This window comes from Nocardia implantans (assembly GCF_035544775.1).
Taxonomy (GTDB): domain Bacteria; phylum Actinomycetota; class Actinomycetes; order Mycobacteriales; family Mycobacteriaceae; genus Nocardia; species Nocardia implantans.
Map to the genome: position 1 here is coordinate 140,153 of NZ_JAYKYQ010000015.1, position 21,408 is coordinate 161,560.

The 21,408-nt window shown below is 67.8% G+C and carries 24 protein-coding genes; 10 read left to right on the forward strand and 14 right to left on the reverse strand.

Annotation, left to right across the window (positions count from 1 at the left end; translation table 11 throughout):
- Positions 1-85: 85 nt before the first annotated feature.
- Together U3653_RS29050 and kstD are read right to left on the reverse strand one after the other, a co-directional pair.
- Positions 86-952 (reverse strand): MaoC/PaaZ C-terminal domain-containing protein, encoded by an 867-nt coding sequence (locus tag U3653_RS29050; protein WP_195078061.1) that lies wholly within the window; start codon positions 950-952, stop codon positions 86-88.
- A 315-nt stretch (positions 953-1,267) separates the two neighbouring features.
- Positions 1,268-2,977 carry a 3-oxosteroid 1-dehydrogenase gene (kstD, locus tag U3653_RS29055; RefSeq protein WP_195078062.1) on the reverse strand — a complete coding sequence of 570 codons (1,710 nt, stop codon included), beginning with the start codon at positions 2,975-2,977 and terminating at the stop codon, positions 1,268-1,270.
- Positions 2,978-3,082: 105 nt separating this feature from the next.
- Here kstD and U3653_RS29060 point away from each other — a divergent pair, with 105 nt between their 5' ends.
- The 5 genes from U3653_RS29060 to U3653_RS29080 all read left to right on the forward strand — a co-directional run bounded on the left by U3653_RS29060 (position 3,083) and on the right by U3653_RS29080 (position 8,149).
- Positions 3,083-4,708, forward strand: coding sequence for an FAD-binding protein (locus tag U3653_RS29060; protein WP_195078063.1), 1,626 nt, complete (start codon positions 3,083-3,085; stop codon positions 4,706-4,708).
- Between the two features lies 1 nt (position 4,709).
- Positions 4,710-5,495: a 2-keto-4-pentenoate hydratase gene (locus tag U3653_RS29065; protein ID WP_195044485.1), complete on the forward strand. Its 786-nt coding sequence runs from the start codon at positions 4,710-4,712 to the stop codon at positions 5,493-5,495.
- 16 nt (positions 5,496-5,511) lie between these two features.
- Positions 5,512-6,417: an acetaldehyde dehydrogenase (acetylating) gene (locus U3653_RS29070; protein WP_195078407.1), complete on the forward strand. Its 906-nt coding sequence runs from the start codon at positions 5,512-5,514 to the stop codon at positions 6,415-6,417.
- Between the two features lie 12 nt (positions 6,418-6,429).
- The gene (gene dmpG, locus U3653_RS29075; RefSeq protein ID WP_195078064.1) at positions 6,430-7,467 is read left to right on the forward strand and encodes a 4-hydroxy-2-oxovalerate aldolase; all 1,038 of its coding nucleotides are present in this window, start codon (positions 6,430-6,432) and stop codon (positions 7,465-7,467) included.
- Between the two features lie 205 nt (positions 7,468-7,672).
- On the forward strand, positions 7,673-8,149 hold the full coding sequence (locus U3653_RS29080) for a hypothetical protein (RefSeq protein ID WP_324722487.1): 477 nt from the start codon (positions 7,673-7,675) through the stop codon (positions 8,147-8,149).
- Here U3653_RS29080 and U3653_RS29085 read toward each other — a convergent pair.
- On the reverse strand, positions 8,138-8,710 hold the full coding sequence (locus U3653_RS29085; protein ID WP_195078066.1) for a YdeI/OmpD-associated family protein: 573 nt from the start codon (positions 8,708-8,710) through the stop codon (positions 8,138-8,140). The genes U3653_RS29080 and U3653_RS29085 overlap by 12 nt on opposite strands.
- A 259-nt stretch (positions 8,711-8,969) precedes the next feature.
- On the opposite strand from U3653_RS29085, the gene U3653_RS29090 reads away from it, so the two are divergent.
- Positions 8,970-9,827, forward strand: coding sequence for a 3-hydroxyacyl-CoA dehydrogenase (locus U3653_RS29090; RefSeq protein WP_195078067.1), 858 nt, complete (start codon positions 8,970-8,972; stop codon positions 9,825-9,827).
- Between the two features lie 88 nt (positions 9,828-9,915).
- Here the strand turns inward: U3653_RS29090 and U3653_RS29095 are convergent, their stop codons facing one another.
- The 6 genes from U3653_RS29095 to hsaA are packed head-to-tail and all read right to left on the reverse strand — an operon-like array spanning position 9,916 to position 14,196.
- A complete protein-coding gene (locus U3653_RS29095; RefSeq protein ID WP_195078068.1) occupies positions 9,916-10,320 on the reverse strand; it encodes a type II toxin-antitoxin system VapC family toxin in 405 nt (134 codons plus the stop codon).
- Positions 10,317-10,592 (reverse strand): type II toxin-antitoxin system Phd/YefM family antitoxin, encoded by a 276-nt coding sequence (locus U3653_RS29100; RefSeq protein WP_195078069.1) that lies wholly within the window; start codon positions 10,590-10,592, stop codon positions 10,317-10,319. Before U3653_RS29100 ends, U3653_RS29095 begins: the two co-directional genes overlap by 4 nt.
- 52 nt (positions 10,593-10,644) lie before the next feature.
- Positions 10,645-11,217 (reverse strand): 3-hydroxy-9,10-secoandrosta-1,3,5(10)-triene-9,17-dione monooxygenase reductase subunit, encoded by a 573-nt coding sequence (gene hsaB, locus U3653_RS29105; RefSeq protein WP_195078070.1) that lies wholly within the window; start codon positions 11,215-11,217, stop codon positions 10,645-10,647.
- A 20-nt stretch (positions 11,218-11,237) separates the two neighbouring features.
- Positions 11,238-12,143: an iron-dependent extradiol dioxygenase HsaC gene (gene hsaC, locus U3653_RS29110; RefSeq protein WP_195078071.1), complete on the reverse strand. Its 906-nt coding sequence runs from the start codon at positions 12,141-12,143 to the stop codon at positions 11,238-11,240.
- A complete protein-coding gene (gene hsaD, locus U3653_RS29115) occupies positions 12,143-13,021 on the reverse strand; it encodes a 4,5:9,10-diseco-3-hydroxy-5,9,17-trioxoandrosta-1(10),2-diene-4-oate hydrolase (protein ID WP_195044478.1) in 879 nt (292 codons plus the stop codon). The genes hsaC and hsaD overlap by 1 nt, the downstream gene beginning before the upstream one ends.
- Positions 13,022-13,032: 11 nt before the next feature.
- Entirely contained in the window at positions 13,033-14,196 is a 1,164-nt protein-coding gene (hsaA, locus tag U3653_RS29120) for a 3-hydroxy-9,10-secoandrosta-1,3,5(10)-triene-9,17-dione monooxygenase oxygenase subunit (protein WP_195078072.1), read from the reverse strand.
- A gap of 198 nt (positions 14,197-14,394) precedes the next feature.
- Between hsaA and U3653_RS29125 the strand changes: the two genes are divergently transcribed.
- The 3 genes from U3653_RS29125 (at position 14,395) to U3653_RS29135 (ending at position 16,987) form a co-directional block, all read left to right on the forward strand.
- On the forward strand, positions 14,395-15,666 hold the full coding sequence (locus tag U3653_RS29125) for a 3-ketosteroid-9-alpha-monooxygenase, oxygenase component (protein WP_323124583.1): 1,272 nt from the start codon (positions 14,395-14,397) through the stop codon (positions 15,664-15,666).
- On the forward strand, positions 15,666-15,998 hold the full coding sequence (locus tag U3653_RS29130; protein ID WP_195078073.1) for a hypothetical protein: 333 nt from the start codon (positions 15,666-15,668) through the stop codon (positions 15,996-15,998). The genes U3653_RS29125 and U3653_RS29130 overlap by 1 nt, the downstream gene beginning before the upstream one ends.
- A gap of 170 nt (positions 15,999-16,168) precedes the next feature.
- Positions 16,169-16,987, forward strand: a complete 819-nt coding sequence (locus U3653_RS29135) for an MBL fold metallo-hydrolase (protein ID WP_195078074.1) — start codon at positions 16,169-16,171, stop codon at positions 16,985-16,987.
- A gap of 6 nt (positions 16,988-16,993) precedes the next feature.
- On the opposite strand, the gene U3653_RS29140 is transcribed toward U3653_RS29135, so the two are convergent.
- Together U3653_RS29140 and U3653_RS29145 are read right to left on the reverse strand one after the other, a co-directional pair.
- Positions 16,994-17,404: a cupin domain-containing protein gene (locus tag U3653_RS29140; RefSeq protein WP_195078075.1), complete on the reverse strand. Its 411-nt coding sequence runs from the start codon at positions 17,402-17,404 to the stop codon at positions 16,994-16,996.
- Positions 17,405-17,435: 31 nt separating this feature from the next.
- On the reverse strand, positions 17,436-18,485 hold the full coding sequence (locus U3653_RS29145; RefSeq protein WP_195078076.1) for a saccharopine dehydrogenase family protein: 1,050 nt from the start codon (positions 18,483-18,485) through the stop codon (positions 17,436-17,438).
- Positions 18,486-18,581: 96 nt separating this feature from the next.
- Here U3653_RS29145 and U3653_RS29150 point away from each other — a divergent pair, with 96 nt between their 5' ends.
- Positions 18,582-19,499, forward strand: coding sequence for an AraC family transcriptional regulator (locus U3653_RS29150; RefSeq protein WP_195078077.1), 918 nt, complete (start codon positions 18,582-18,584; stop codon positions 19,497-19,499).
- A gap of 36 nt (positions 19,500-19,535) precedes the next feature.
- On the opposite strand, the gene U3653_RS29155 is transcribed toward U3653_RS29150, so the two are convergent.
- Genes U3653_RS29155 through U3653_RS29165 form a run of 3 tightly spaced genes read right to left on the reverse strand, consistent with a single transcriptional unit; the run spans position 19,536 to position 21,063 of the window.
- Positions 19,536-19,934, reverse strand: a complete 399-nt coding sequence (locus U3653_RS29155) for a YbaB/EbfC family nucleoid-associated protein (RefSeq protein ID WP_195078078.1) — start codon at positions 19,932-19,934, stop codon at positions 19,536-19,538.
- Positions 19,934-20,200 (reverse strand): hypothetical protein, encoded by a 267-nt coding sequence (locus U3653_RS29160; protein WP_195078079.1) that lies wholly within the window; start codon positions 20,198-20,200, stop codon positions 19,934-19,936. Before U3653_RS29160 ends, U3653_RS29155 begins: the two co-directional genes overlap by 1 nt.
- Positions 20,197-21,063, reverse strand: coding sequence for a T3SS effector HopA1 family protein (locus U3653_RS29165; protein ID WP_323124584.1), 867 nt, complete (start codon positions 21,061-21,063; stop codon positions 20,197-20,199). The genes U3653_RS29160 and U3653_RS29165 overlap by 4 nt, the downstream gene beginning before the upstream one ends.
- Positions 21,064-21,408: the final 345 nt, after the last annotated feature.

A 21,408-nucleotide genomic window follows, 5' to 3' on the forward strand; every position in this document is an offset into this window, starting at 1 on the left:
GCACCGGCACCTTGGCGCCGCGTTTGCCGTTCGGGTCGGACGCGGCCCGGCTGGGAGCCGCTCGGGTGCAGCTGTGTAGTGATCCTCAGGCGGGCCGGAACCGCAGTTCGACATCGTTCAGGACCGGTGCGTCGTCGCGTTCGACCACGGTCGCGGCGATGACGAGCCGATCGTCCTCGCGCCAGATCCGGACGCGGATCGTCTCGCCCGGGTACAGCACACCGGCGAACCGGGCGCGGAAGCCGGTGACGCGGCTGGCGTCGGAGTCGAGCACGATGTCGGTCGCGGTCTTGCACACCATGCCGTAGGTGCACAACCCGTGCAGGATCGGCGCGGGGAACCCGGCGGCGCGGGCGAATTCGGGATCGGAGTGCAGGGGGTTGCGGTCGCCGGACATCCGGTAGAGCAACGCCTGCTGCGGCAGCGTCGGCGTGGTGACGTCGAAATCCGGTGCGCGATCCGGCAATTCGGTCTTGGTGCTCGGCCCGCGCTCGCCGCCGAAACCGCCCTCGCCCTTGGCGAAGATCGAGGAGCGCTCGGTCCACAGCGGCGCGCCGTCGGAGCCGGTGACGGTGTGCTCCTGCACGATGACCGCGGCCGAGCCCTTGTCCCAGATCTCGGCGATCCGGCTGGTTTTGGTCGCCTTGCCCGCCGCCGGGATCGGCCGGTGCACCTCGACCTCCTGATGTCCGTGCACCACCTTCGCCAGGTCGATCTCGACGCCGGGGAAGCTCACCCTGGGCGGCTCGGTCTCGTGCACGGTCGCCGCCACGGTGGCGAAGGTCGGCAGCACCTGCGGTTCCCGATCGTCGAGATAGCGCAGCTCGGCCGGGTCGGTCCAGCGCGCGCCCGCGCCGAGGCCAAGCTGATACAGCTGCACGTCCGACGCGGTCCAGGCGAACTCCCGGCTCGGCAGTTGCGCGCCGAGCGCGATCTTCGGGTCGATGGGCATCAGTTCTCCTTGTGCATGAATGTGGATCGATTCGGATCTACCGCGCCGCGAGGGAGGCCGCGCCCGAAATCGATGCGCCTTCGGTCCGATCCTGCTCGGCGCGACCGCGGCTCGCCAGCGCGCCGTCCGATCGGTGGGATGGGCGCGGGGATCGCGGTGTGGCTCGTGTTCGGGCGCGCCCCGCACTTCGTTCTCGTGACCGAGACCCCAGCCGTAGCGGAAGGCGTTCCTTTCGCCGCAGCGGCAGGCTTTCGTTCGGCGAGACGGACGGCGGAGCGGGTCGCGTCCAGCGCGACCCACACCGCGATCCGACCATCAGGCCTCCGCCGCGGCGGCCGCGGGCTGCTGCTTCTTGCGCTCGACGATGTCCAGCACCGCGAGGTATCCGAAGGCGATCGCGGGGCCGATGGTCGCGCCGGGCCCCGCGTAGGTGTGGCCCATCACCGGTGTGGAGCAGTTGCCGGAGGCGTACAAACCCTCGATGACACTGCCGTCCTCGCGCAGCACCCGTCCTGCGGTGTCGGCCACCAGCCCGCCCTTGGTGCCCAGGTCGCCGGGCACGATCTTGGCGGCGTAGTACGGACCCTGCACCAGCGCGGCCAGGCACGGGTTGGGTCGCACGGTCGGATCGCCGTAGTACCGGTCGTAGTGGCTGTCGCCGCGGCCGAAGTCTTCGTCCTTGCCGGTCTCGGCGAAGCCGTTGAACCGGGTGACGGTCGCGGCCAGCGCGTCGGCGGGCACGCCGATCCGGCCCGCCAATTCCTCGATGCTGTCGGCCTTGACGATGAAGTCGTTTTCCATCCACCGGGACGGAAAGCGCTGACCGGGCTGCAGCCCCGCGAAGATGTAGCGGTTCCGGTAGCGCTGGTCGAACACCAGCCACGCGGGGATGTTCTCGCCCGGTCCCTCACCCTGCCCGTACTCGCCGCCGTACATGGTGTGCACCGCCTCGACGTAAGGAGCGGACTCATTTCCGAATCGCTTGCCGTCGGCGTTCACCATGATGCTGCCGGGCAGGTTCCGTTCGGCCAGCGCGAACCACGGCTTGCCGCCCTTGAAGATGGTCGGCCCCCACCACGCGTCCTCCATGAAACCGATGGCCGCGCCCGCCGCCATGCCCGCTTGGATGCCGTCGCCGGTATTGGCGGCCGCGCCGGTGGTCCACTCGGTGGTGATGGGCTGGCGCTGGTATTTGGTGCGCATTTCCGCGTTGTGCTCGAAACCGCCGCTGCCGAGCACGACGCCGTAGCGGGCGGTGAAGGTGACCGGCTCGCCCTCGTGCAGCGCTTGGACGCCGGTGACCACGCCATCGGTCACGACGAGGTCGGTCATCGGGGTGTTCAGCAGAAGCGGCACGTTCGCGTCCATGAGCCCCTTGCGCATGCCCGCGATGACGGCCTGCCCCATGCCGACGATGTGTTTGCGAGTGAACTTGGCCCAGTAGGTGCGCGCGCCGACGCGCATCGCCCGCAGCATGCCCTTCGGATGACGCCGGATCAGATTGAGCCGGACGAAGTCCGCCTGCATGACCACGACGTTCAGCGGAGCCTTCGCGTACGGCGGCTCCAGGTTGAACCGTTCATCGCCCAGGATCTTCGTGTCGAACGGCTTGGGCTCGCACGAGCGTCCCTCGGGCCGCCCGCCCGGCGCCTCCGGATGGTAATCGGAGTAGCCCGGCACCCAGGTCATCTTCAGCGGCGAATGATCGAGCACGAAATCCAGCGCTTCGGCCCCGCGGTCGATGAAGGTGTCGATCCGTTCGGCGGGTACGACGTCGCCGATGATGCTGTGCAGGTAGGTCCGTGCGTCCTCGCGGTCGTCGGGCCGACCGGACGCGCGCAGCGCCTTGTTGCCCGGGATCCACACGCCGCCGCCGGAGCGCGCGGTCGACCCGCCGTAGTGCGCGGCCTTCTCGATGACCACCACGCTCAGGCCGTTGTGGGCCGCGGTGAGGGCGGCGGTCATGCCGGCGGCGCCGCTGCCGACCACCACCACGTCGTATTCCCGATCAGTCATGTAGAACACGTTATAGAATGGACGCGCCATTGGTCTATGTTGTGTGGCAGAAGACTTGCTCGACGTTCCGTTTGTCGAGGAAACTTGTTTCAGTTTCGGACCGGAGTTAAGAACATGGGCCTCGAATGGGACCTGACCACCGACGTTGTCGTGGTCGGATACGGCGCCGCGGGGGCCGCGGCCGCGCTGGAAGCGACCGCGGCGGGCGCGCAGGTGCTCGTCCTCGAACGCTTCACCGGCGGCGGCACGTCGGCGCTGTCCGGCGGCATCATCTACGCGGGCGGCGGCACCTCCGTGCAGCGCGAGGCGGGTGTCGAGGACACCCCCGAGGCCATGTACGCCTACCTCGAGCGCGAGGTCGGCGACGCGGTCGCCCCCGAGACGCTGCGCCGGTTCGTCGACGAGAGCCCGGAGCTGATCGAGTGGCTGAAGGCGCACGGCGTCCCGTTCGAGGCCTCGCTGTGCCCGTACAAGACCTCCTACCCCAACGACCGCTACTACCTGTACTACTCGGGCAGCGAGATCTCCGGCGCGTTCCGCGACATCCCCGCCGCCCAGCGCGGACACCGGGTGAAGGGCCGGGGCACTTCGGGCAAGAAACTCACCGGCCCGCTCGCCGCCGCAGCGTCGAGGGCGGGCGTGCGCGTGGAAACGCTCACCCGGGTGACCCGATTGATCACCGACGCCGCGGGTGCGGTGATCGGCGTGGAATGCCACACCCTGCGCGACGCGCCCGGCCGGGTCCGCGACCGCTACACCCGCATGGCGAAGGTCGCGGCCAAGCCTGGCATCTACTACCCGCCGCTGCGGCGAGCGCTGGAACAGCGGCTGGACGCGCTGGAACGCCGGTACGGCAGCACGATCAGGGTCCTCGCCCGGCGCGCGGTGGTGCTCAGCGCGGGCGGGTTCATCGCCAATCGCGATCTGGTGCGGCAGCACGCGCCCGCGTTCCACGGCGGTCTCGCCCTCGGCACCACCGCCGACGACGGCAGCGGCATCCTGATGGCCCAGCAGGTCGGCGCGGCCGTCGACCACATGGACAACGTCTCCGCGTGGCGGTTCCTGCTGCCGCCCAGCGCCATCACCGCGGCGCTCCTGGTCGACGCCGATGGCCGCAGGGTGATCGACGAGACCCGCTACGGCGCCGCCGTCGGCAACAAGCTGATCACCGAGCACGGCGGCAAGGGATGGCTGCTGGCCGACGACCGGCTGATGCGCACCGCGATCGGCCAGATCGGCAAGCAGGGCGCGTGGTTCCAGCGCGGGCAGTTCGAGACCATGCGGCGCACCGCGATTCGCGGCGCGACGTTGGAGCAAGCCGCGGCGAAGGCGGGCATCGACCCGGCCGGGCTGCGCGCGACGGTGGACGCGCACAACACCGCGATCGAGACCGGCGCGCCCGATCCGGTCGGAAAGCCCGCCGAGTTCACCGAACCGGTCCGCACCGGTCCGTTCTGGTTGTTGGATGTGGGCATCAAACCGAGCCTGACCAACCCGTGCCCCATGCTCACCCTCGGCGGCGTCGTCGTGGACGAGCGCACCGGCGCGGTCGAGACGGTCGATGGCCGTGACATCCCCGGCCTCTTCGCCGCCGGCCGCACCGCGGTCGGCGTCTGCTCCGAGTCCTATGTCAGCGGGCTGTCGCTGGCCGACTGCATCTTCTCCGGTCGCAGGGCAGGCCGGTCCGCCGCGGGCGAGCAGGTCTCGGCGCTGGAAAACGCAACTGTGGAAGGGAACTAGCGTGCTGTCCGACGCGGTACGAACCGAACTGGCCGACGAACTCGAGCGCGCCGAGCGCGACCGGGTGGCGATCGATCCGCTGATCGCCCGCCACCCCGATATCGACGTGGTCGACGCCTACGAGATCCAGCTGATCAACATCCGGCGCAGGCTCGACGCGGGCGCGCGCGTGGTCGGGCACAAGGTGGGCCTGTCCTCGAAGGCCATGCAGCAGATGATGGGCGTCGACGAGCCCGACTACGGTCACCTGCTCGCGGAAATGGAAGTCTACGAGGACGTTCCGGTGGAAGCGGGCCGCTACCTGTTCCCCCGGGTGGAGGTGGAGGTCGGGTTCGTGCTCGGCGCCGACCTGCCCGGCGCGGAGTGCACCGAGGAGGACGTGCTCGCCGCCACGGTCGCCTTCGCGCCCGCGATCGAGCTGATCGACTCGCGGATCAAGGACTGGAACATCGGCCTGGCCGACACCATTTCCGACAACGCGTCTTCGGCCGGCTTCGTGCTCGGCGCGCAGCGGGTCGCGCCGAAGGACATCGACATCAAGGCCATCGACGCGGTGCTCACCCGCAACGGCGATGTGGTCGCCGAAGGCCGCAGCGACGCGGTGCTGGGCGATCCGGTGATCGCGGTGGCCTGGCTGGCGCGCAAGGTCGCGAGCTTCGGGGTGCGGTTGAAGGCCGGTGACATCGTGCTGCCCGGCTCCTGCACCCGCGCCATCGACGCCCGTCCGGGCGATGAGTTCCACGCCGAGTTCGCCGGACTCGGCTCTGTCCGTCTGCAATTCACCTAGGGAGGCTGTCGTGTCCGTGAACGGGACCGTCACCGCCGCGATCGTCGGGTCCGGCAACATCAGTACCGATCTGCTCTACAAACTGCTGCGCTCGCAGAAGATCCAGCCGCGCTGGATGATCGGAATCGACCCGGACAGCGAGGGCCTGAAGCGGGCGCGCGGTCTGGGGCTGGAGACCTCGCACGAGGGCGTGGACTGGCTGCTCGCGCAATCCGAACTGCCCGATCTGATCTTCGAGGCGACCTCGGCGTACGTGCACCGCGCCGCCGCCCCGCGCTACGCCGAGGCGGGCATCCGCGCCGTCGACCTCACCCCGGCGGCCGTCGGGCCCGCCGTGGTGCCGCCGGTGAACCTGGGCGCGAACCTCGACGCGCCGAACGTCAACATGATCACCTGCGGCGGTCAGGCGACGATCCCGATCGTCGCCGCGGTTTCGCGGGTCGTCCCGGTGCCGTACGCGGAGATCGTCGCCTCCGTGTCGTCGGTCTCCGCCGGTCCCGGCACCCGCGCCAACATCGATGAGTTCACCAAGACCACCAGCAGGGGCGTGGAGACCATCGGCGGGGCACAGCGCGGCAAGGCGATCATCATCCTGAACCCCGCCGAGCCGCCGATGATCATGCGCGACACCATTTTCTGCGCCATCCCCGAGGACGCCGACACCGACGCGATCGCCGACTCGATCCACCGGATGGTCGCCGATATCCAGCAGTACGTGCCCGGCTACCGGTTGCTGAACGAGCCGCAGTTCGACGAGCCGTCGGTGGTCTCCGGCGGCATGGCGAAGGTGTCGGTGTTCGTGGAGGTGGAGGGCGCGGGCGACTTCCTGCCCCCGTACGCGGGCAACCTCGACATCATGACCGCCGCCGCGACGCAGGTCGGCGAGGTCATCGCCGAACAGATCGTCACGGCCCGGGTGTAAGGAGCTTTCGACATGGCCTACTCAGCAGAACTCGACATCCGCGTCACCGACACCTCGCTGCGCGACGGATCCCACCACAAGCGTCACCAGTTCACCGCGACGGAGGTCCGCGACATCGTCGCCGCCCTCGACGGCGCGGGTGTCCCCGTGATCGAGGTGACCCACGGCGACGGTCTCGGCGGCTCGTCGTTCAACTACGGCTTCTCCAAGACGCCCGAGCAGGAACTGGTCGCCATCGCCGCCGAGACGGCGAAGCGGGCGAAGATCGCCGTGCTGATGCTGCCCGGCGTCGGGGTGAAGGAAGACATCAAGGTCTCGCAGGACAACGGCGCGACGATCTGCCGGATCGCCACGCACTGCACCGAGGCCGACGTGTCGATCCAGCACTTCGGTCTGGCGCGGGAACTCGGGCTGGAGACGGTCGGGTTCCTGATGATGTCGCACACCCAGCCGCCGGAGGTGCTGGCCAAGCAGGCGCGCATCATGGCCGACGCCGGCTGCCAGTGCGTCTACATCGTCGACTCCGCCGGGGCGCTGGTGCTCGAGCAGGTCTCCGACCGGGTCGCGGCGCTGGTGGCCGAACTCGGCGACGACGCGCAGGTCGGCTTCCACGGCCACGAGAACCTCGACCTGGCCGTCGCCAACTCGATCTACGCCATCCGCGCCGGCGCCAAGCAGATCGACGGCAGCGCGCGGCGTTTCGGCGCGGGCGCGGGCAACACGCCGGTCGAGGCGCTGGTCGGTGTGTGCGACAAGCTGGGCGTGAAGACGGGCATCGATTTCTTCGCCATCGCCGACGCCGCCGAAGACGTCGTCCGCCCCGCGATGCCGCAGGAATGCCTGCTCGACCGCCAGGCCCTGATGATGGGCTACGCGGGCGTCTACTCCAGCTTCCTCAAGCACGCCGAACGGCAAGCCGAACGCTACGGGGTCTCCGCCGCCGAAATGCTCGTACGAGCGGGCAAGCGCAAACTGGTCGGCGGCCAAGAGGACCAGCTGATCGACATCGCGCTGGAATTGCAACGGGAGAAGGCGACGGTCACCGCCTGACCGGTAAGCCACAGCGGGGTCGCGAACGAACGTTCGCGACCCCGTTCGTCTGCCGGGACCACTATCGAGCAAGTCTCCGCTGGTCGAAGGGTGGTCGATCACGCGTCTCCCAGTACCCGGAAGTCCAGTCCATTCGGCCAGGCGGCAGCAACGATCCCGCGTCCCCAAGGCAAAGGGAGCGGGAAGGGGATAGCTCCCGACGCGCGTGATCGAACGCGGCGCGATCGGTTCCGCTGGTCCATACCGACCGAGGAGTCATGTCGGCGAGTGCGGAATACCACCCGGGCAATTCGTGTGCGCGCCGGTACTGCTCGGCGCTCGTGCGCAGCGTGACGCGCCGCCGCAAGCTCCGTTCGAACGCGGCGTACTCAGCACTGCGCAACATCCAGCCGCGGTAGACAGCCACCCCGCTGGAACGGACGCGTCGAACGGCATCCTCCGCGCCGTCGGCGCGGGTCAACGCGTCGTGATCGACCACGGCGATGTCCAAACCGGCGGCACGAGTCGCGTCCGCCTCCGGGGCGAAATGCTCGTCGACGCGTTGGGGGCGAAGTACATCGGCCGGAACAAGAAGCAGCACAACGCATATCGTCGCGTCGGCACACGCGATTCCCAACCGATTTCCGCCTCGCCGCTATCGGTGATCATCGTTGCCGCAGTCGACTTGGAACTACGCCGCTGACTGGATCAACTCCTCGCACATGCGCCGCAGCTGTCCAGCCCGTTCGCCGGAACTCCGCGTCTTCATCAACCGCAGGAAGTACGCGTACTGCGCGGTGCGATCAAGCTGCTCGAATCTCTCCCGTGCGGGTGGACTCGCACTGAGCGCTTCGAGCAGGTCGGCCGGGCAGGTGGCGGTCCGCTGGCATTCGTAGGCGGCCGCCCAGCGTCCATCGGACTGCGCGGCGGCAATGGCCGCGAAACCGGGAGCCCGCATGCGACCTGCGGCGATGAGCGCTTCGGCTTTCGCGACATTGATCTGCGACCACGGACTCTTCGGGCGGCGCGGCGAGTACCGCTGCAGATAGTGCTCGGCGTCCATGCCGCGGCGATGGCTGTCGATCCACCCGAAGCAGAGCGCGCCGTCGAGCGCCTCGCCGTTGCTGATGGTCCTGCCCGCCACCCCTTTCTTGCCGATCTTCAGCCAGACATCAGCGGCCTCGTCGTGATCGGCCGCGAGCCACCCCTCCCACTGCGCAAGGTCCGCAAAGGTCAGGATCCTCGTCCCATCGAACCGACCCATAGTGCCTCCCTAGATCCGGTGCCCTCATCGCACCCATCCTCCACCCCAAAGTGCTCACCATCTGAGCACTTCACGAGTGGCACATGAGCGTGTGGCGCTCTCGCGTTTCGCCGCGCTCATGTGCCACTCGCGAAGCCGACGGCAGCGACAGTCGCCTCCGGCTGACACGGCACCGCCGCCGGTAGGTTGATCCATGGCAGCGGTGATCGCGAGGTCGCTCCGACGCGGGCTTCTTCGCAACAGTCGAGAGGAGAAACGAATGACCATCGATATTCGCAAGGTGACCGTGCTGGGCACCGGGGTGCTGGGTTCGCAGATCGCCTTTCAGACCGCCTTTCACGGTTTCGAGGTGACGGCATACGACATCGACGACAAGGCGCTGGCCGCGGCCAGGGAACGACTCGACAAGCTCGTGCCGGTCTACCGCGAGCAGGTGCCCGGTGGCGGGGACGGCAAGGCGGAGCAGACGGCGGCGGGCATCGCGCTGACTTCCGACCTGGCTCACGCGGTGCAGGACGCGGACCTGGTCATCGAGGCCATCCCCGAGGTGCTGAGCATCAAGCAGCAGACCTACGAGCAGCTCGGCCGGGTCGCACCGGAGCGCACGATCTTCGCCACCAACTCCTCCACCCTGCTGCCCAGCGCCATGAAAGACTTCACCGGCCGTCCGGACCGGTTCCTCGCGCTGCACTTCGCCAATCAGGTGTGGCACTTCAACACGGCCGAGATCATGGGCACCGCCGACACCGACCCGAACGTATACCAGGCCGTGGTCGACTTCGCCTCGAAGATCGGCATGGTGCCGATCGAAATCCACAAGGAGAAGGCCGGTTACGTCCTGAACTCGCTGCTGGTGCCGTTGCTCAACGCGGGCATGAGCCTGGCGGCCGGCGGCTACGCCGATCCCGAGGCGGTGGACAAGACCTGGCAGATCGGCACCGGCGCACCGGCCGGACCGTTCCGCATCCTCGACATCATCGGACTGACCACGCCGTACAACATCCTGGTCAACAACGAGGACGAGGACTCCCAACGGCTGGCCAAGTGGTTGAAGGAGAACTACATCGACAAGGGCAAGCTCGGCATCGCCACCGGGGAGGGCTTCTACAAGTACTGACCGGCGAGCGCGGTGAGTTCGGGATTCGCCGCGCCCAGGCACCACTCGTGGAGCGAGGGCGGCTGATCGAGGCCTAGTCCTTCATGCGCTACACGGCGACGATCTCGAGCATGCTTTCCAGCCCGCGGAAATCCGCGCTGTTGCGGGTGTACAGCGGTAACCCACGTGCCGACGCGATTGCCGCGATGAGCAAATCCATCCGGCGCGGCCGCGGGTCGCGTTTCGCCGCCAGAGTGAGTGCTACCAGGGTGCCGTAGCGTGTCGCGGCGTCCTCGTCGAAGGGCAACGGATCGAAATCCACGATGGCGGCACCGAGTTGCTCGGATCGTGCGGCCCGAGTGACAGTGTCTTTCGCCATGGCGACGCCTTGGTGCAATTCGGCCAACGTGATCGCTGTTATCTCACACAACTCCGGCAAAGAAGTGGGATCCAGCGTACCCAGGTCGATGTAGGCGCAAGTGTCCAATACGCCCGATGTATGCCGCTCGGTCATGACCGCGATCCCCACGCATCGTCGTCGCCGACTCGATCTTCCGTTCCGAAGAATTCGTCGGCCTCTTGCCGCATGCCGGCGAAGTCGACACGAGGTAGTCTGCGATGCCGTTCCACGAGCTCTTCCGTCGTCAGGCGGCGCTTTCGGCTGACCGGCCGTACTTCGGCGACTTCGACCCCATTTCGGGTTACGCGGAACGTCTCCCCGGCCTCGACCGCATCCATGACCGCCGCTGAGTGGTTGCGGAACTCGCGCTGCGTGATCACTTTCATAGCCTGATTGTAGCCCCCTGTAGCGCGCGGGGCTACGCGTGCTGGTCGCGTCCTACAACCAGGTGTCCAACGTCGTCGTCGTGAGGAAGTGCTCCAGGTCGGCACGCCAAGGTGCCGGGGTGGTCTTCTCCGGTTCGATGGCGGTGTACTGGCCCCGATAGAACAGCAGGGGGCGGCCGGTGGTGGTCGTCTCGGAGAGGGCTCGGACGCGGCCGATCACGATGTAGTGGTCGCCGCCGTCGACGACGGTCTCGACCTCGCACTGGATGGTGGCCAGCGCTTCGTCCAGCACCGGGAGTTCCAGGTCGGAGGTGTGCCAGGCGGCGCCGGCGAACTTGTCGGGTTCGCGGGAGCCGAAGCGGGCGCACAGCTCGCGCTGCTGTTCGGCGAGGACGTTCACGCAGAAACGCCCGGTTTTCTCGATCGCCGCCCAGGAGCGGGACGCCTTGGTGGGGCAGAACAGCACCAGCGGCGGTTCGAGGGAGAGGGCGGCGAAGGATTGGCACGCGAAGCCGATCGGAACCCCGTCGTTGTCGAAGGTGGTGATCACGGTGATGCCGGTGCAGAACTGTCCCAGCACGTTCCGGAACTGCCGTGGATCGATCTCGGATCCGTCCGCGGTCATCGTTTCGCTCGCCCTCTCGGTCACTGCTGCCGTTGCCCGACGGTGAAGTCGTGGCCCCACAGGCTCACCGCGGTGGATTCCCGCGCGATCCAGTCGTGGTCGTCCACTTCCAGGCCCTCACAACCGAATTCCACGTCGAACCCGCCCGGCGTCTTCATGTAGAAGGAGAGCATCTTGTCGTTGACGTGCCGTCCCAGCGTCGCCGACATCTTGACCTTCTTGCGCAGCGCGCGGTCCAGGGTCAGGCCGACGTCGTCGGCGTTCTCCACCTCGAGCATCAAGTGCACGATGCCGCTCGGCGTCGGCATGGGCAGGAACGCCAGCGAGTGGTGGCGCGGGTTGCAGCCGAAGAAGCGCAGCCACGCGGGCTCGCCGTCGGCCGGGCGTCCCACCATCTGCGGTGGCAGCCGCATCGAGTCGCGCAGCCGGAAGCCGAGCACGTCGCGGTAGAACTCCAGCGCCGCCTTGTCGTCCTTGGTGCTGAGCACCACGTGCCCGAGCCCCTGCTCCTCGGTGACGAATTTGTGCCCGTAGGGACTGACCACCCGGCGATGCTCCAGCGCCGCGCCGTGGAACGCCTCGAGCGTGTTGCCCGAGGGATCTTCGAACGCGATCAGCTCGTAGACCCGGCGATCGGCCAGTTCCGCCGCGGTGCCCTCCTTGTAGGGCACGCCCGCCGCGTCCAGCCGGTTGCGGATGTCCTGCAACTCCTCGGCGTTGGCCGTCTCCCAGCCCGAGACCTGTAGCCGGTCCTTCTCGCCCGGGACGATCACCAGCCGGGCCGGGAACTCGTCCATGCGCAGATAGAGGGCTTCGGGGTCGGCGCCCTTGCCCTCGACCATGCCGAGGACCTTCAGGCCGTACTCCCGCCAGGCGGCCATGTCGGTCGCCTCGATACGCAGATATCCCAGTGAACGGATGCCCATCACTTCTCCTTGACGCCCGCGAGGAAATCGATCGCGAGCCGGTTGAATTCGTGGAACTTCTCCAGTTGCGCCCAGTGCCCGCAGCCGCCGAAGACGTGCAGTTGCGCGCGCGGGATCAGTTTGGTCGCCACCAGCGCGCCGTCGAGCGGGTTGACCCGGTCCTCGCGGCCCCAGATCAGCAGCACCGGCTGACGCAGCTTGTAGGCGTCGCGCCAGAGCATGCCCTTCTCGAAGTCGGCGCTCGCGAACGACTTGCCCATCGCCCTGGTCGCGGCCAGCGCCTCCGGCGTGCTCGCCGAGGCGAACCGCTCATCGATCAGCTCGTCGGTGACCAGCGACTGGTCGAAGACCATGATGCGCAGGAACGCCTCCAGGTTCTCCCTGGTCGGCTCGTAGTTGAACTTGGAGAGCAGCTTCACGCCCTCCGTCGGGTCGGGCGCGAACAGATTGGTGCTCAGCCCGCCGGGCCCCATCAGGATCAGTTTTCCGGCGCGGTCGGGATAGTCCAGCGCGAACCGGACCGCAGCGCCGCCGCCGAGCGAATTGCCCAGCAGGTGCACCCGGGTGGTGATCTCGAGGTGGTCGAGCAGATCCTTCAGCGCCGAGGCGCTGTGCACGAAGTACTGCGGATGCTCGGTGGGCTTGTCCGAGCGGCCGTAGCCGGGCTGGTCCACCGCGAGCACGTGGAAGTGCTCGGCCAGCACCGGGATGTTGCGCGCGAAGTTCGACCAGGAGGACGCGCCGGGCCCGCCGCCGTGCAGCAGAACGATCGTCGGCCCGTTGCCGACGCCCGCCTCGTGGTAATGCAGCCGCAGATCGGGCCGCACCTGCGCGTAGCGCGAGGTCGATTCGGCGGTGAGTTCCGCGGTCGATGTCACGGTCAGCCCTCCTAGACCATGCCGTCGGTGACGGGCAGGCCGAACTCGTGCGTGCCGTACATCAGGTACGCGCGCTCGGGATCGTTGGCCGCGTGCACCCGGCCCGCGTGCGCGTCGCGCCAGAAGCGTTGCAGCGGCGTGCCGTTGGCCAGCGCGGTGGCGCCGGAGCTCTCGAACAGCTTGTCGATCGCCGCGATCGAGCGACCGGTGGCGCGCACCTGGTCGCGCCGGGCCCGCACGCGCAGGTCGAACGGGATCTCCTTGCCCGCAGCCAGCAGCGCGTACTCGTCGGCCACGTTGCCCGACAGCTGCCGCCACGCGGCGTCGATGTCGCTGGCGGCCTCCGCGATGCGCACTTTGGCGAACGGATCCTCCTTGGCCTTCTCGCCGGCGTAGGCCGCGCGCACCCGCTTGCCCTGGTGCTCGACATGCGCCGCGTACGCGCCGTATGCCATGCCGACGATCGGCGTGGAGATCGTGGTGGGATGGATTGTGCCCCAAGGCATCTTGTAGACCGGATCGATATTCTGCTCCAGACCGGGCGATTTCAGTTCGCTCATGGCACGGAAGCTGAGGAACCGGTGCGAGGGCACGAAGACGTCCTTCACCACGACGGTGTTGGAGCCGGTGCCGCGCAGGCCGACCACGTTCCACACGTCGTCGATGCGGTAGTCGTCGCGGGGGATGAGGAAGCTGCCGAAGTCCACCGGCTTGCCGTCCTTGATCACCGGGCCGCCGAGCACCGCCCAGGTGGCGTGATCGCAGCCCGACGACCAGGCCCACGCGCCGTTGACGAGGTAGCCGCCGTCGACCACCGTGCCCGCGCCCATGGGCGCGTAGGAGGAGGAGATCCGCACTTCGGTGTCCTCGCCCCAGACGTCCTCCTGCGCCTGCTGCGCGAACAGCGCGAGGTGCCAATTGTGCACGCCGACAATGCCCGCCACCCAGCCGGTGGAGCCGCACGCGCTGGCGATCTTGCGCACGGTGTCGTAGAAGACCACCGGATCGGCGGCGTGACCGCCCCACTGCTTGGGCTGGAGCAACCGGAAGAAGCCGGTCTCCTGCAACGCCTTCATGCTTTCGTCGGGGATGCGCCGCAGGTCCTCGGCCTCCTGTGCGCGTTCGCGCAACGTCGGCAACAGCGCTTCGACCCGTTCGGTCACTTCTTGCGTCATCTCGGGACCTGCTCCTGCCTGGTCGGTTGATGTCGGGAATCTCATTTGTCTCTGAGACTAGAACAGGTTCCTATTTCTGTCGAGAACCGGTGTTCACCCCTCGTCGGACATGCGCTCATGCAGGAAGTGAGGTGAATCGCTGGCGTCGAGGACGCCAGTTTTGTAACGTGTTCTAGTACAGATGGAGGAGGAAACGCGATGGCAGTTACCCCACCGCCGCCGAGCGACGGGCCCGGAGGCGGCAGCGTGCGTCACCAAGGAGGGCCCCGGGAGGCGGCTCAAACGACGCGGAGCGGCGCGAAGGTCCGGGAGCTGGATGTCGGCACCGCACCGACCCGCTATGCGCGGGGATGGCATTGCCTGGGTCTGGCCAAGACGTTCCGGGACGGCAAGCCGCACGCGGTGAACGTCTTCGGCACCAAGCTCGTCGTCTGGGCCGACAGCAACGGTGAACTGCGGGTGCTCGACGCCTACTGCAGGCACATGGGCGGCGACCTGAGCATGGGCGAGGTCAAGGGCGACGACATCGCCTGCCCGTTCCACGACTGGCGCTGGTCGGGGACCAACGGCAAGTGCACCGCGATTCCGTACGCGCGGCGGGTGCCGCCGCTGGCGCGCACGAGGAAGTGGACCACGCTGGAGCGCAACGGCCAGCTGTTCGTCTGGCACGACCACGAGGGCAGCCAGCCGCCGCCCGAGGTCACGATCCCGCACATCAAGGGCCCTTACACCGACGCCGACGGCAACCCGAGCGAGCAACTCGACAGCGGGTGGACCGAATGGACCTGGAACTCGATGCTGATCGAGGGCGCCAACTGCCGCGAGATCATCGACAACGTGGTGGACATGGCCCACTTCTTCTACATCCATTTCGCCTTCCCGACGTACTTCAAGAACGTCTTCGAGGGCCACATCGCCACCCAGTTCCTGGAGACCAAGGGCAGGCCGGACATCGGCATGGCCTCCAAGTACGGCGGTGACACGCTGCTGAAGTCGGAGGCCTCGTACTTCGGCCCCTCGTACATGATCAACCCGCTGATCAACATCTACAGCGGTTACGAGGTCAAAAGCGTCCTGATCAACTGCCACTACCCGGTCACCCAGGACTCCTTCGTCCTGCAATGGGGCATCACGCTGGAGAAGCCGAAGGGCGTCGAGGGCGAGATGGCGACCAAGCTGGCGGAGAAGATGACCGAGGGCATCAGCGTCGGCTTCCTGCAGGACGTCGAGATCTGGAAGCACAAGTCCAAGGTCGAGAACCCGCTGCTGTGCGAGGAGGACGGGCCGGTCTACCAGCTGCGTCGCTGGTACGAGCAGTTCTACGTCGACCTGGCCGACGTCACCGAGAAGATGACCCAGCGCTTCGAGTTCGAGGTGGACACCACCAAGGCGAACGAGGCGTGGGAGGCCGAGGTCGCCGAGAACCTGCGGCGCAAGCGCGAGTCCGAGGAAGCCGAGGCGAGCGTCTGATGGCGGCCACCTGGGCGAAGGCGCCCGATTTCGCCGATCAGCCCGCTCGGCGAGCCGAAGTGCGCGCCCAGACGGTGGCCGACAAACAGCGGTATCTGGAGGACGGCCTGACGCCACTGCGGTGCCGGGCCTGCCAGAGCCACGTGCTGGTGCGCAAGAGCAGCACCCACCAGACGTCGGTGCAGTGGACCGGGAATCCGGCCGAGCACTGCCCGGTCTTCGCGAAACTGAGCGAGACCGGCCACGGGCCGGGTCGCCCCGACTCGTGTCCGGATCTCGAACGCACCATCGCCTGGGCCGTGGACGAGGGCGTGCTCGAGATTCCGGAGTGAACCGGCCGTTCGGCGACGGCGGGCGGTGATCGATTCGCCCGCCGATCACCGCGGTGGTGACCGCGCTGTCGCGGCCGAGTCGCGCTCCGACTACGTTGACGGGAACAAAAGAGACCTTCGTGCCGAAACGGATCGAGTCCGATTCGGCGCCGTAGGAGGGAGTTTCCGCGATGCTGGTGCGGCATCTGGACTGCGCGACCATGTGCCCGGTCGGCGGGCGAGCGCTGCTCGGCAGCGGTGGGCTGCTGACCGGCGGGCTGGTCGGCCACTGCCTGCTCGTCGAGTCCGATGACGGGCTGGTGCTGGTCGACACGGGCTTCGGCATGGCCGACGTGCTCGATCGAAGCAGGCTGGGTTTCGGCACCGGGCGATTGCTGCGGCCCCGGTTGCGCCCGGAACTCACCGCGCTGCACCAGATCCGCGGGCTCGGCTATCGGCGCGAGGATGTCCGGCACATCGTGCTCACCCATCTCGATCTCGATCACGCCGGCGGGCTGTCGGACTTCCCCGACGCCACCGTGCACGTCTTCGCCGACGAACTCGACGCGGCGACCCAGCGCCCGACCCTCGGGGAGAAACTGCGCTACCAGCCGCGTCAGTGGGAGCACGGACCTCGCTGGCTGGCCCACGAGACCGGCGCGGACACCTGGTTCGGATTCACCGCCGTCCCGGTGCTCGAGGACATCATGCTGATCCCGCTGGTCGGCCACACGCGCGGGCACAGCGGCGTCGCGGTCCGGCAGAGCGACGGATGGTTGCTGCACTGCGGCGACGCCTATTTCCACCACCGGCAGCTGGAGGTGGGCAAGGCGCGTCCGCCCGTCGGCCTGGGCGTGTTCGAGGTGCTCGCGAGCACGCTCGGCCGCGAGCGGGTGGAGAACCTGGAACGGCTGCGCACGCTGCACAACGACCACGGCGACCGGGTGCGAATGTTCTGTGCCCACGATCCGCACGAACTCGAGCGATTCGCCGCCGTGCCGGTGCGCTGATCCAGGTCAGTCCAACCGGAAGTCCGCGAAGTCGAATCCCGGCGCGACGATGCAGCTGACCAGCACGTATTCCGCGCCGGCAGGTCGCGCCGATTGGCTGACCCCACCCGGCGCCACCGCTTGGAGCACCTGGCCGTGCTCCAGGTCGGGGCCGAGGATCACCTGCTCGCCGCCGATGTCCAGCGCCAGCGGCCCGCCGCGGTGCCAGAGCCACAGCTCGTCGGAGCGCACCGTGTGCGGGGCGGACCGCTCGCCCGGCAGCAGCAGGAAATAGATCGCCGTGGCGGCGGCGCGCGGGCCGGGGTAGCCCTCCGGCGTGAATTCCGCCGGGCTGCGCCAGGTCTGGCGGTACCAGCCGCCTTCGGGATGCGGCACGAGATCGAGTGCGACGGCGAGCGGCGGTCGGTTGTCGGTCATCGTTCGACTATGCCCGATCCTGCCCTGCCGCTCAGCTCTCCTCGATCCGCCAGGTGATTCCGAACGGCGCCAGCGCATCCAGGAAATCGGCGGGATCGAACGCCTCGGCCGGCGCGAGCGCTCCCGGAGCCGTAGCGCCCTCGGCCAAGCGGACGGCCGTCTCCACCGCCATCAATGCCGAATCGCGGTAGGAGTCCACGCCGCTGAGCACGCCGCGGACCCGGCGTCCGTCCGCGCCGAACGCGTCGACGACGAGGTCGTAGCGCAGGTCGGCGCCGGGCGCGTCGGGCAGTGCGTCGATGAGTTCGGTGGTGAACCCGCTGAGCGTGTCGAGGATCGAGGTGGCGAGGACGCCTTCGACGTAGGAGACATCCGAGTGCCGGGGGATGGTGAGAACCGGGGGCTGCGGGAATTTCGCGACAGTGGTCGGCTCGATGTCACCGGGGAAGGTCATCTTCTGGTGACGTGCCGCCGCGCCGGTGCGCAATTCGCCGTCGGCGTAGTGCCAGCCGCCGCCGCGGAACCAGTCCAGACTGGCGAACACCGTCTTGGCGCTGCCTTTGGAACCGTTTCCGCCGCTCTTGCTGAGGTGGCTGAGCACCACCTCGGCGGGGCCGGGCACCCGGCGGGTGATGAGATGGGCGAGCAGATCTCCGGGGAGATTGTTGTCGGTCACGCCGGAAACCACGGTGACGCCCGCCGCCGCAGCGCGCGTTCCGTACTCGTCGAGAACGCGCTTCAGGAATAGTTGCTCGCCGGACATGTCTGTGTAGTGCGCGCCCGCGTCGATGGCCGCGTCGAGCACCGCAGAGCCGTGCTGGACGTAGGCGGGCAAGCTGCTGATCACCACGTCGGCGCCGGTGAACGCTCGGACGAGGGCCGCGCGGTCGGACAGGTCTGCTACTCGTATGTCGGCGCCGGGCATGGCCGCCGCGTCGGCGGCGGCGCGGATGCGCTCGGCATTGCGCCCCACCAGGATCGGGGTGAGGCCGCGACGGCGCAGTTCGGCGAGCAGGTAGCCGCCGGTGTGTCCGGTCGCGCCGTAGACGGCGATGGTCGCAGGGCGTTGGGTTGATGTCATGGGAAGAAACATATTGCTCTCATACGACTAAGCCAATGCCTGTAATGCTCTATTATTTGTCCCAAACGCTCATATCCAGAGTGTTATGGTGAATGAGTGGACATTCTCAGCGAGGCCATCGCGGCGATCCGCACCGGCAGTCCCGCCTCCGGCCTGTTCATCCGGCACGCCCCGTGGGGCCGGCGGTATCCCGTGGTGCCGGGGGCGGGTTTCCATGTGGTGTTGCAGGGCTCTTGCTGGGTGGTGCCGCCGGACGGCGAACCCATGGCGCTCGGCGTGGGGGACGTGTTGTTCATGCCGCGAGGCGCCGACCACGACCTGGTCGACAGCTTGGACACTCCCGTCACCGAGACCGCGTTGCCCGGTGAGCCGAGGGAGATCGTGGGGCCCGGCGTCCGGACCGCCTTGCTCTGTGGCGCTTACGAACTCGGCCGCGGTCGCACCCACCCGATCCTCGACGAGCTGCCCGAGTTCATCCATCTGCCCGCGCGTCCGGGGCGTCATCCCGCGCTGCGCGGCGCGGTCGATCTGCTGGCCGCGGAGATCGCCGAGCCGCGGCAGGGGAGCGACGCGGCCGTGCCCGCGATCCTCGAGACGCTGCTGCTGTTCATCCTGCGCGCCTGGTTCGACGAGCAGGCCGACCTGCGTTCCTCCGGCTGGGCCGGCGCCTTCGCCGATCCCGCCGTGGCGGCGGTGCTACGCGCGGTGCACGAGGAACCCGCGCGCGCCTGGACCGTCGCCGATCTCGGTGACATCGCGGGCGTTTCCCGCGCGACCCTCGCCCGCCGCTTTCTCGCGACGGTCGGCGAGCCGCCGCTGGCCTATGTGACCCGCTGGCGCATGCTGACCGCCGCCCGCCTGCTGCGCGACACCGACAGCAGTCTTGCCGCCGTGGCCCGCCGCGTCGGCTACACCTCGGAGTTCGCCTTCGCGAAGGCGTTCAAACGCGAATACGGGCTTGCGCCAGGCGGATACCGCCGTGCGGCCGACAACGCGCCTGTGGTGGCGGTTTGAGGGCCCGGGTTCGGAACCGCCTTGTCGGCACCGGCGTCAGGTGTCGTAGTACTCGTCTTCGTACTCGTCGTCGGGGAGGTACTCGACATCCGAAGCCACGTCGGCGGCCGGCTCGCGCAGGCTCGGAGCGCCCGGTAACAGTTCGGCGAGTTCGGGCATGCTGCCCACGATGTCGCTGATCGGGGTGATCGTCTCGGTCACTTGGTGATGTGCGAGACGCGCTGCGGCCCGCGCTGTTTCGGTCACGATCGCGGCGAGACGTTCGGAGGGAGTGCGCAGCGCGGCCGGATCCAATCGCACCTCGGTGACCGCGCCGGTGAAATCCACCGCCACCGTCACGTATCCGTCGGGAGAACGTGCCTCGCCGCGCACGTCGTGCACTTGTTCTCGAATAGCGGCCAGTTCCGTGAGTTGCTGCTCGTACCGCTCGTCCATCACTGGCCGTTCGCGTCGAGCAATGCCTGGGCTTCGGCGCCGTGCTTGCGCATCATCGGAATGATCCACGCGCGCAGATCGCGTGGGAAATCACGATTCGCGAGCTGAGCGAGCAGCCATTCCGAGTCCTGCTGGTCGAGACGATCGACGGCGAAGAGGAGTATGTCGTCGTCGAACCAGTGCGGGTTGTCATCCGGATTGATCTCGCCGGTCAGGAATTTGGTCACCGCATCGCGCGCCGCCGCGATCTTGTCGTGGTTGTTCATGTCGACCTCCGCGGTTGATCAGGGTGCTCGTCCGGTTGGTTGAGATGAGGATGTTCGGGATCGACACCCTTTCCGGCGAGTGCCGCGAGTGCTCGTTCTCGGAACATCGCGAAATCGCCGTTCTCGCTCCGGGTGGATTGCAGCGCCTGGTAGATGGCCTGGGACCGTTCGGAGCCGAAACTGGAATTGGCGGCCCGTGGTTCGGCGCCGATACCGACGCCCTCCATAACTTGGTGTGTCATCGCGGGAGCGTCCCATAGGAACGCATCGGGTTGCCGCGCCTGATACTCGCGAAGCCAGTCGACAACCCGATGGGCATCGGCAAGATCCTTCGTATAGATCACCATCGCGTCCGACCGAACCGAATGGGGGCCGACGACTTTCGCGCTGTAGATACCGGGGAATCGATCGGGGCTGTCCACGATTTCGTGGACCACACCACGCATCAGGTCGGGCACCGCGTCAGCGCGTGCGTTCACATACACACGATAGCCGACGTCCGAGACCGCATTCGCTCGGTGGTAATGGACGAAACTGATCGATCCGGTATCGATCTCCGACGCGTTCGAGGCGTCGAGAATTCTGGCCCCTCGCCCTTGGACCAAGGCTATACGCGATTCCGGTCCTCGGGCGGCGAGTATATCCGCGAGTTGCATGACATAGCCGCGTGGATCCGTGACCAGATTCGTCTCGGTAGCCGCGCCGTACTCGCTGTACACGCCCCATTCGCTGGTTATCCGGTCTCCGTTGTTCCAGATCCGTTCCAGGAATCCGTTGAGATTCTCGAGCGACAGATCCGGCGCATCCAACCCGTGCTGCTGGTAGGAGAAATCGCGCACCGCCATCACATCGTCGAACGACATGTCATGGCTCAGGCGCTCCCGCAGTTCGGCGAGTGTGCGTGGCTCGTCGAATACCGAGGGGAACTCCGCTACGGCACGATCGAGTGCCGCCGCATCCGGATGCCATGCGTACGGGGACGTGCCGTGCTGTTCTCCCGGGGGTGAGGTCTCGTCGGCTTCCCGCGACGCATCCGGGTCAGCCGCGTCCTCGTCGCGGTCCGGATGCTGCGGGGGTGGTGTCTCTTCGTCGGGCTTGGGTGTGGTGGGTTCGGGTTCGTCGGGCTTGGGTGTGGTGGGTTCGGGTTCGTCGGGCTTGGGTGTGGTGGGTTCGGGTTCGTCGGGCTTGGGTGTGGTGGGTTCGGGTTC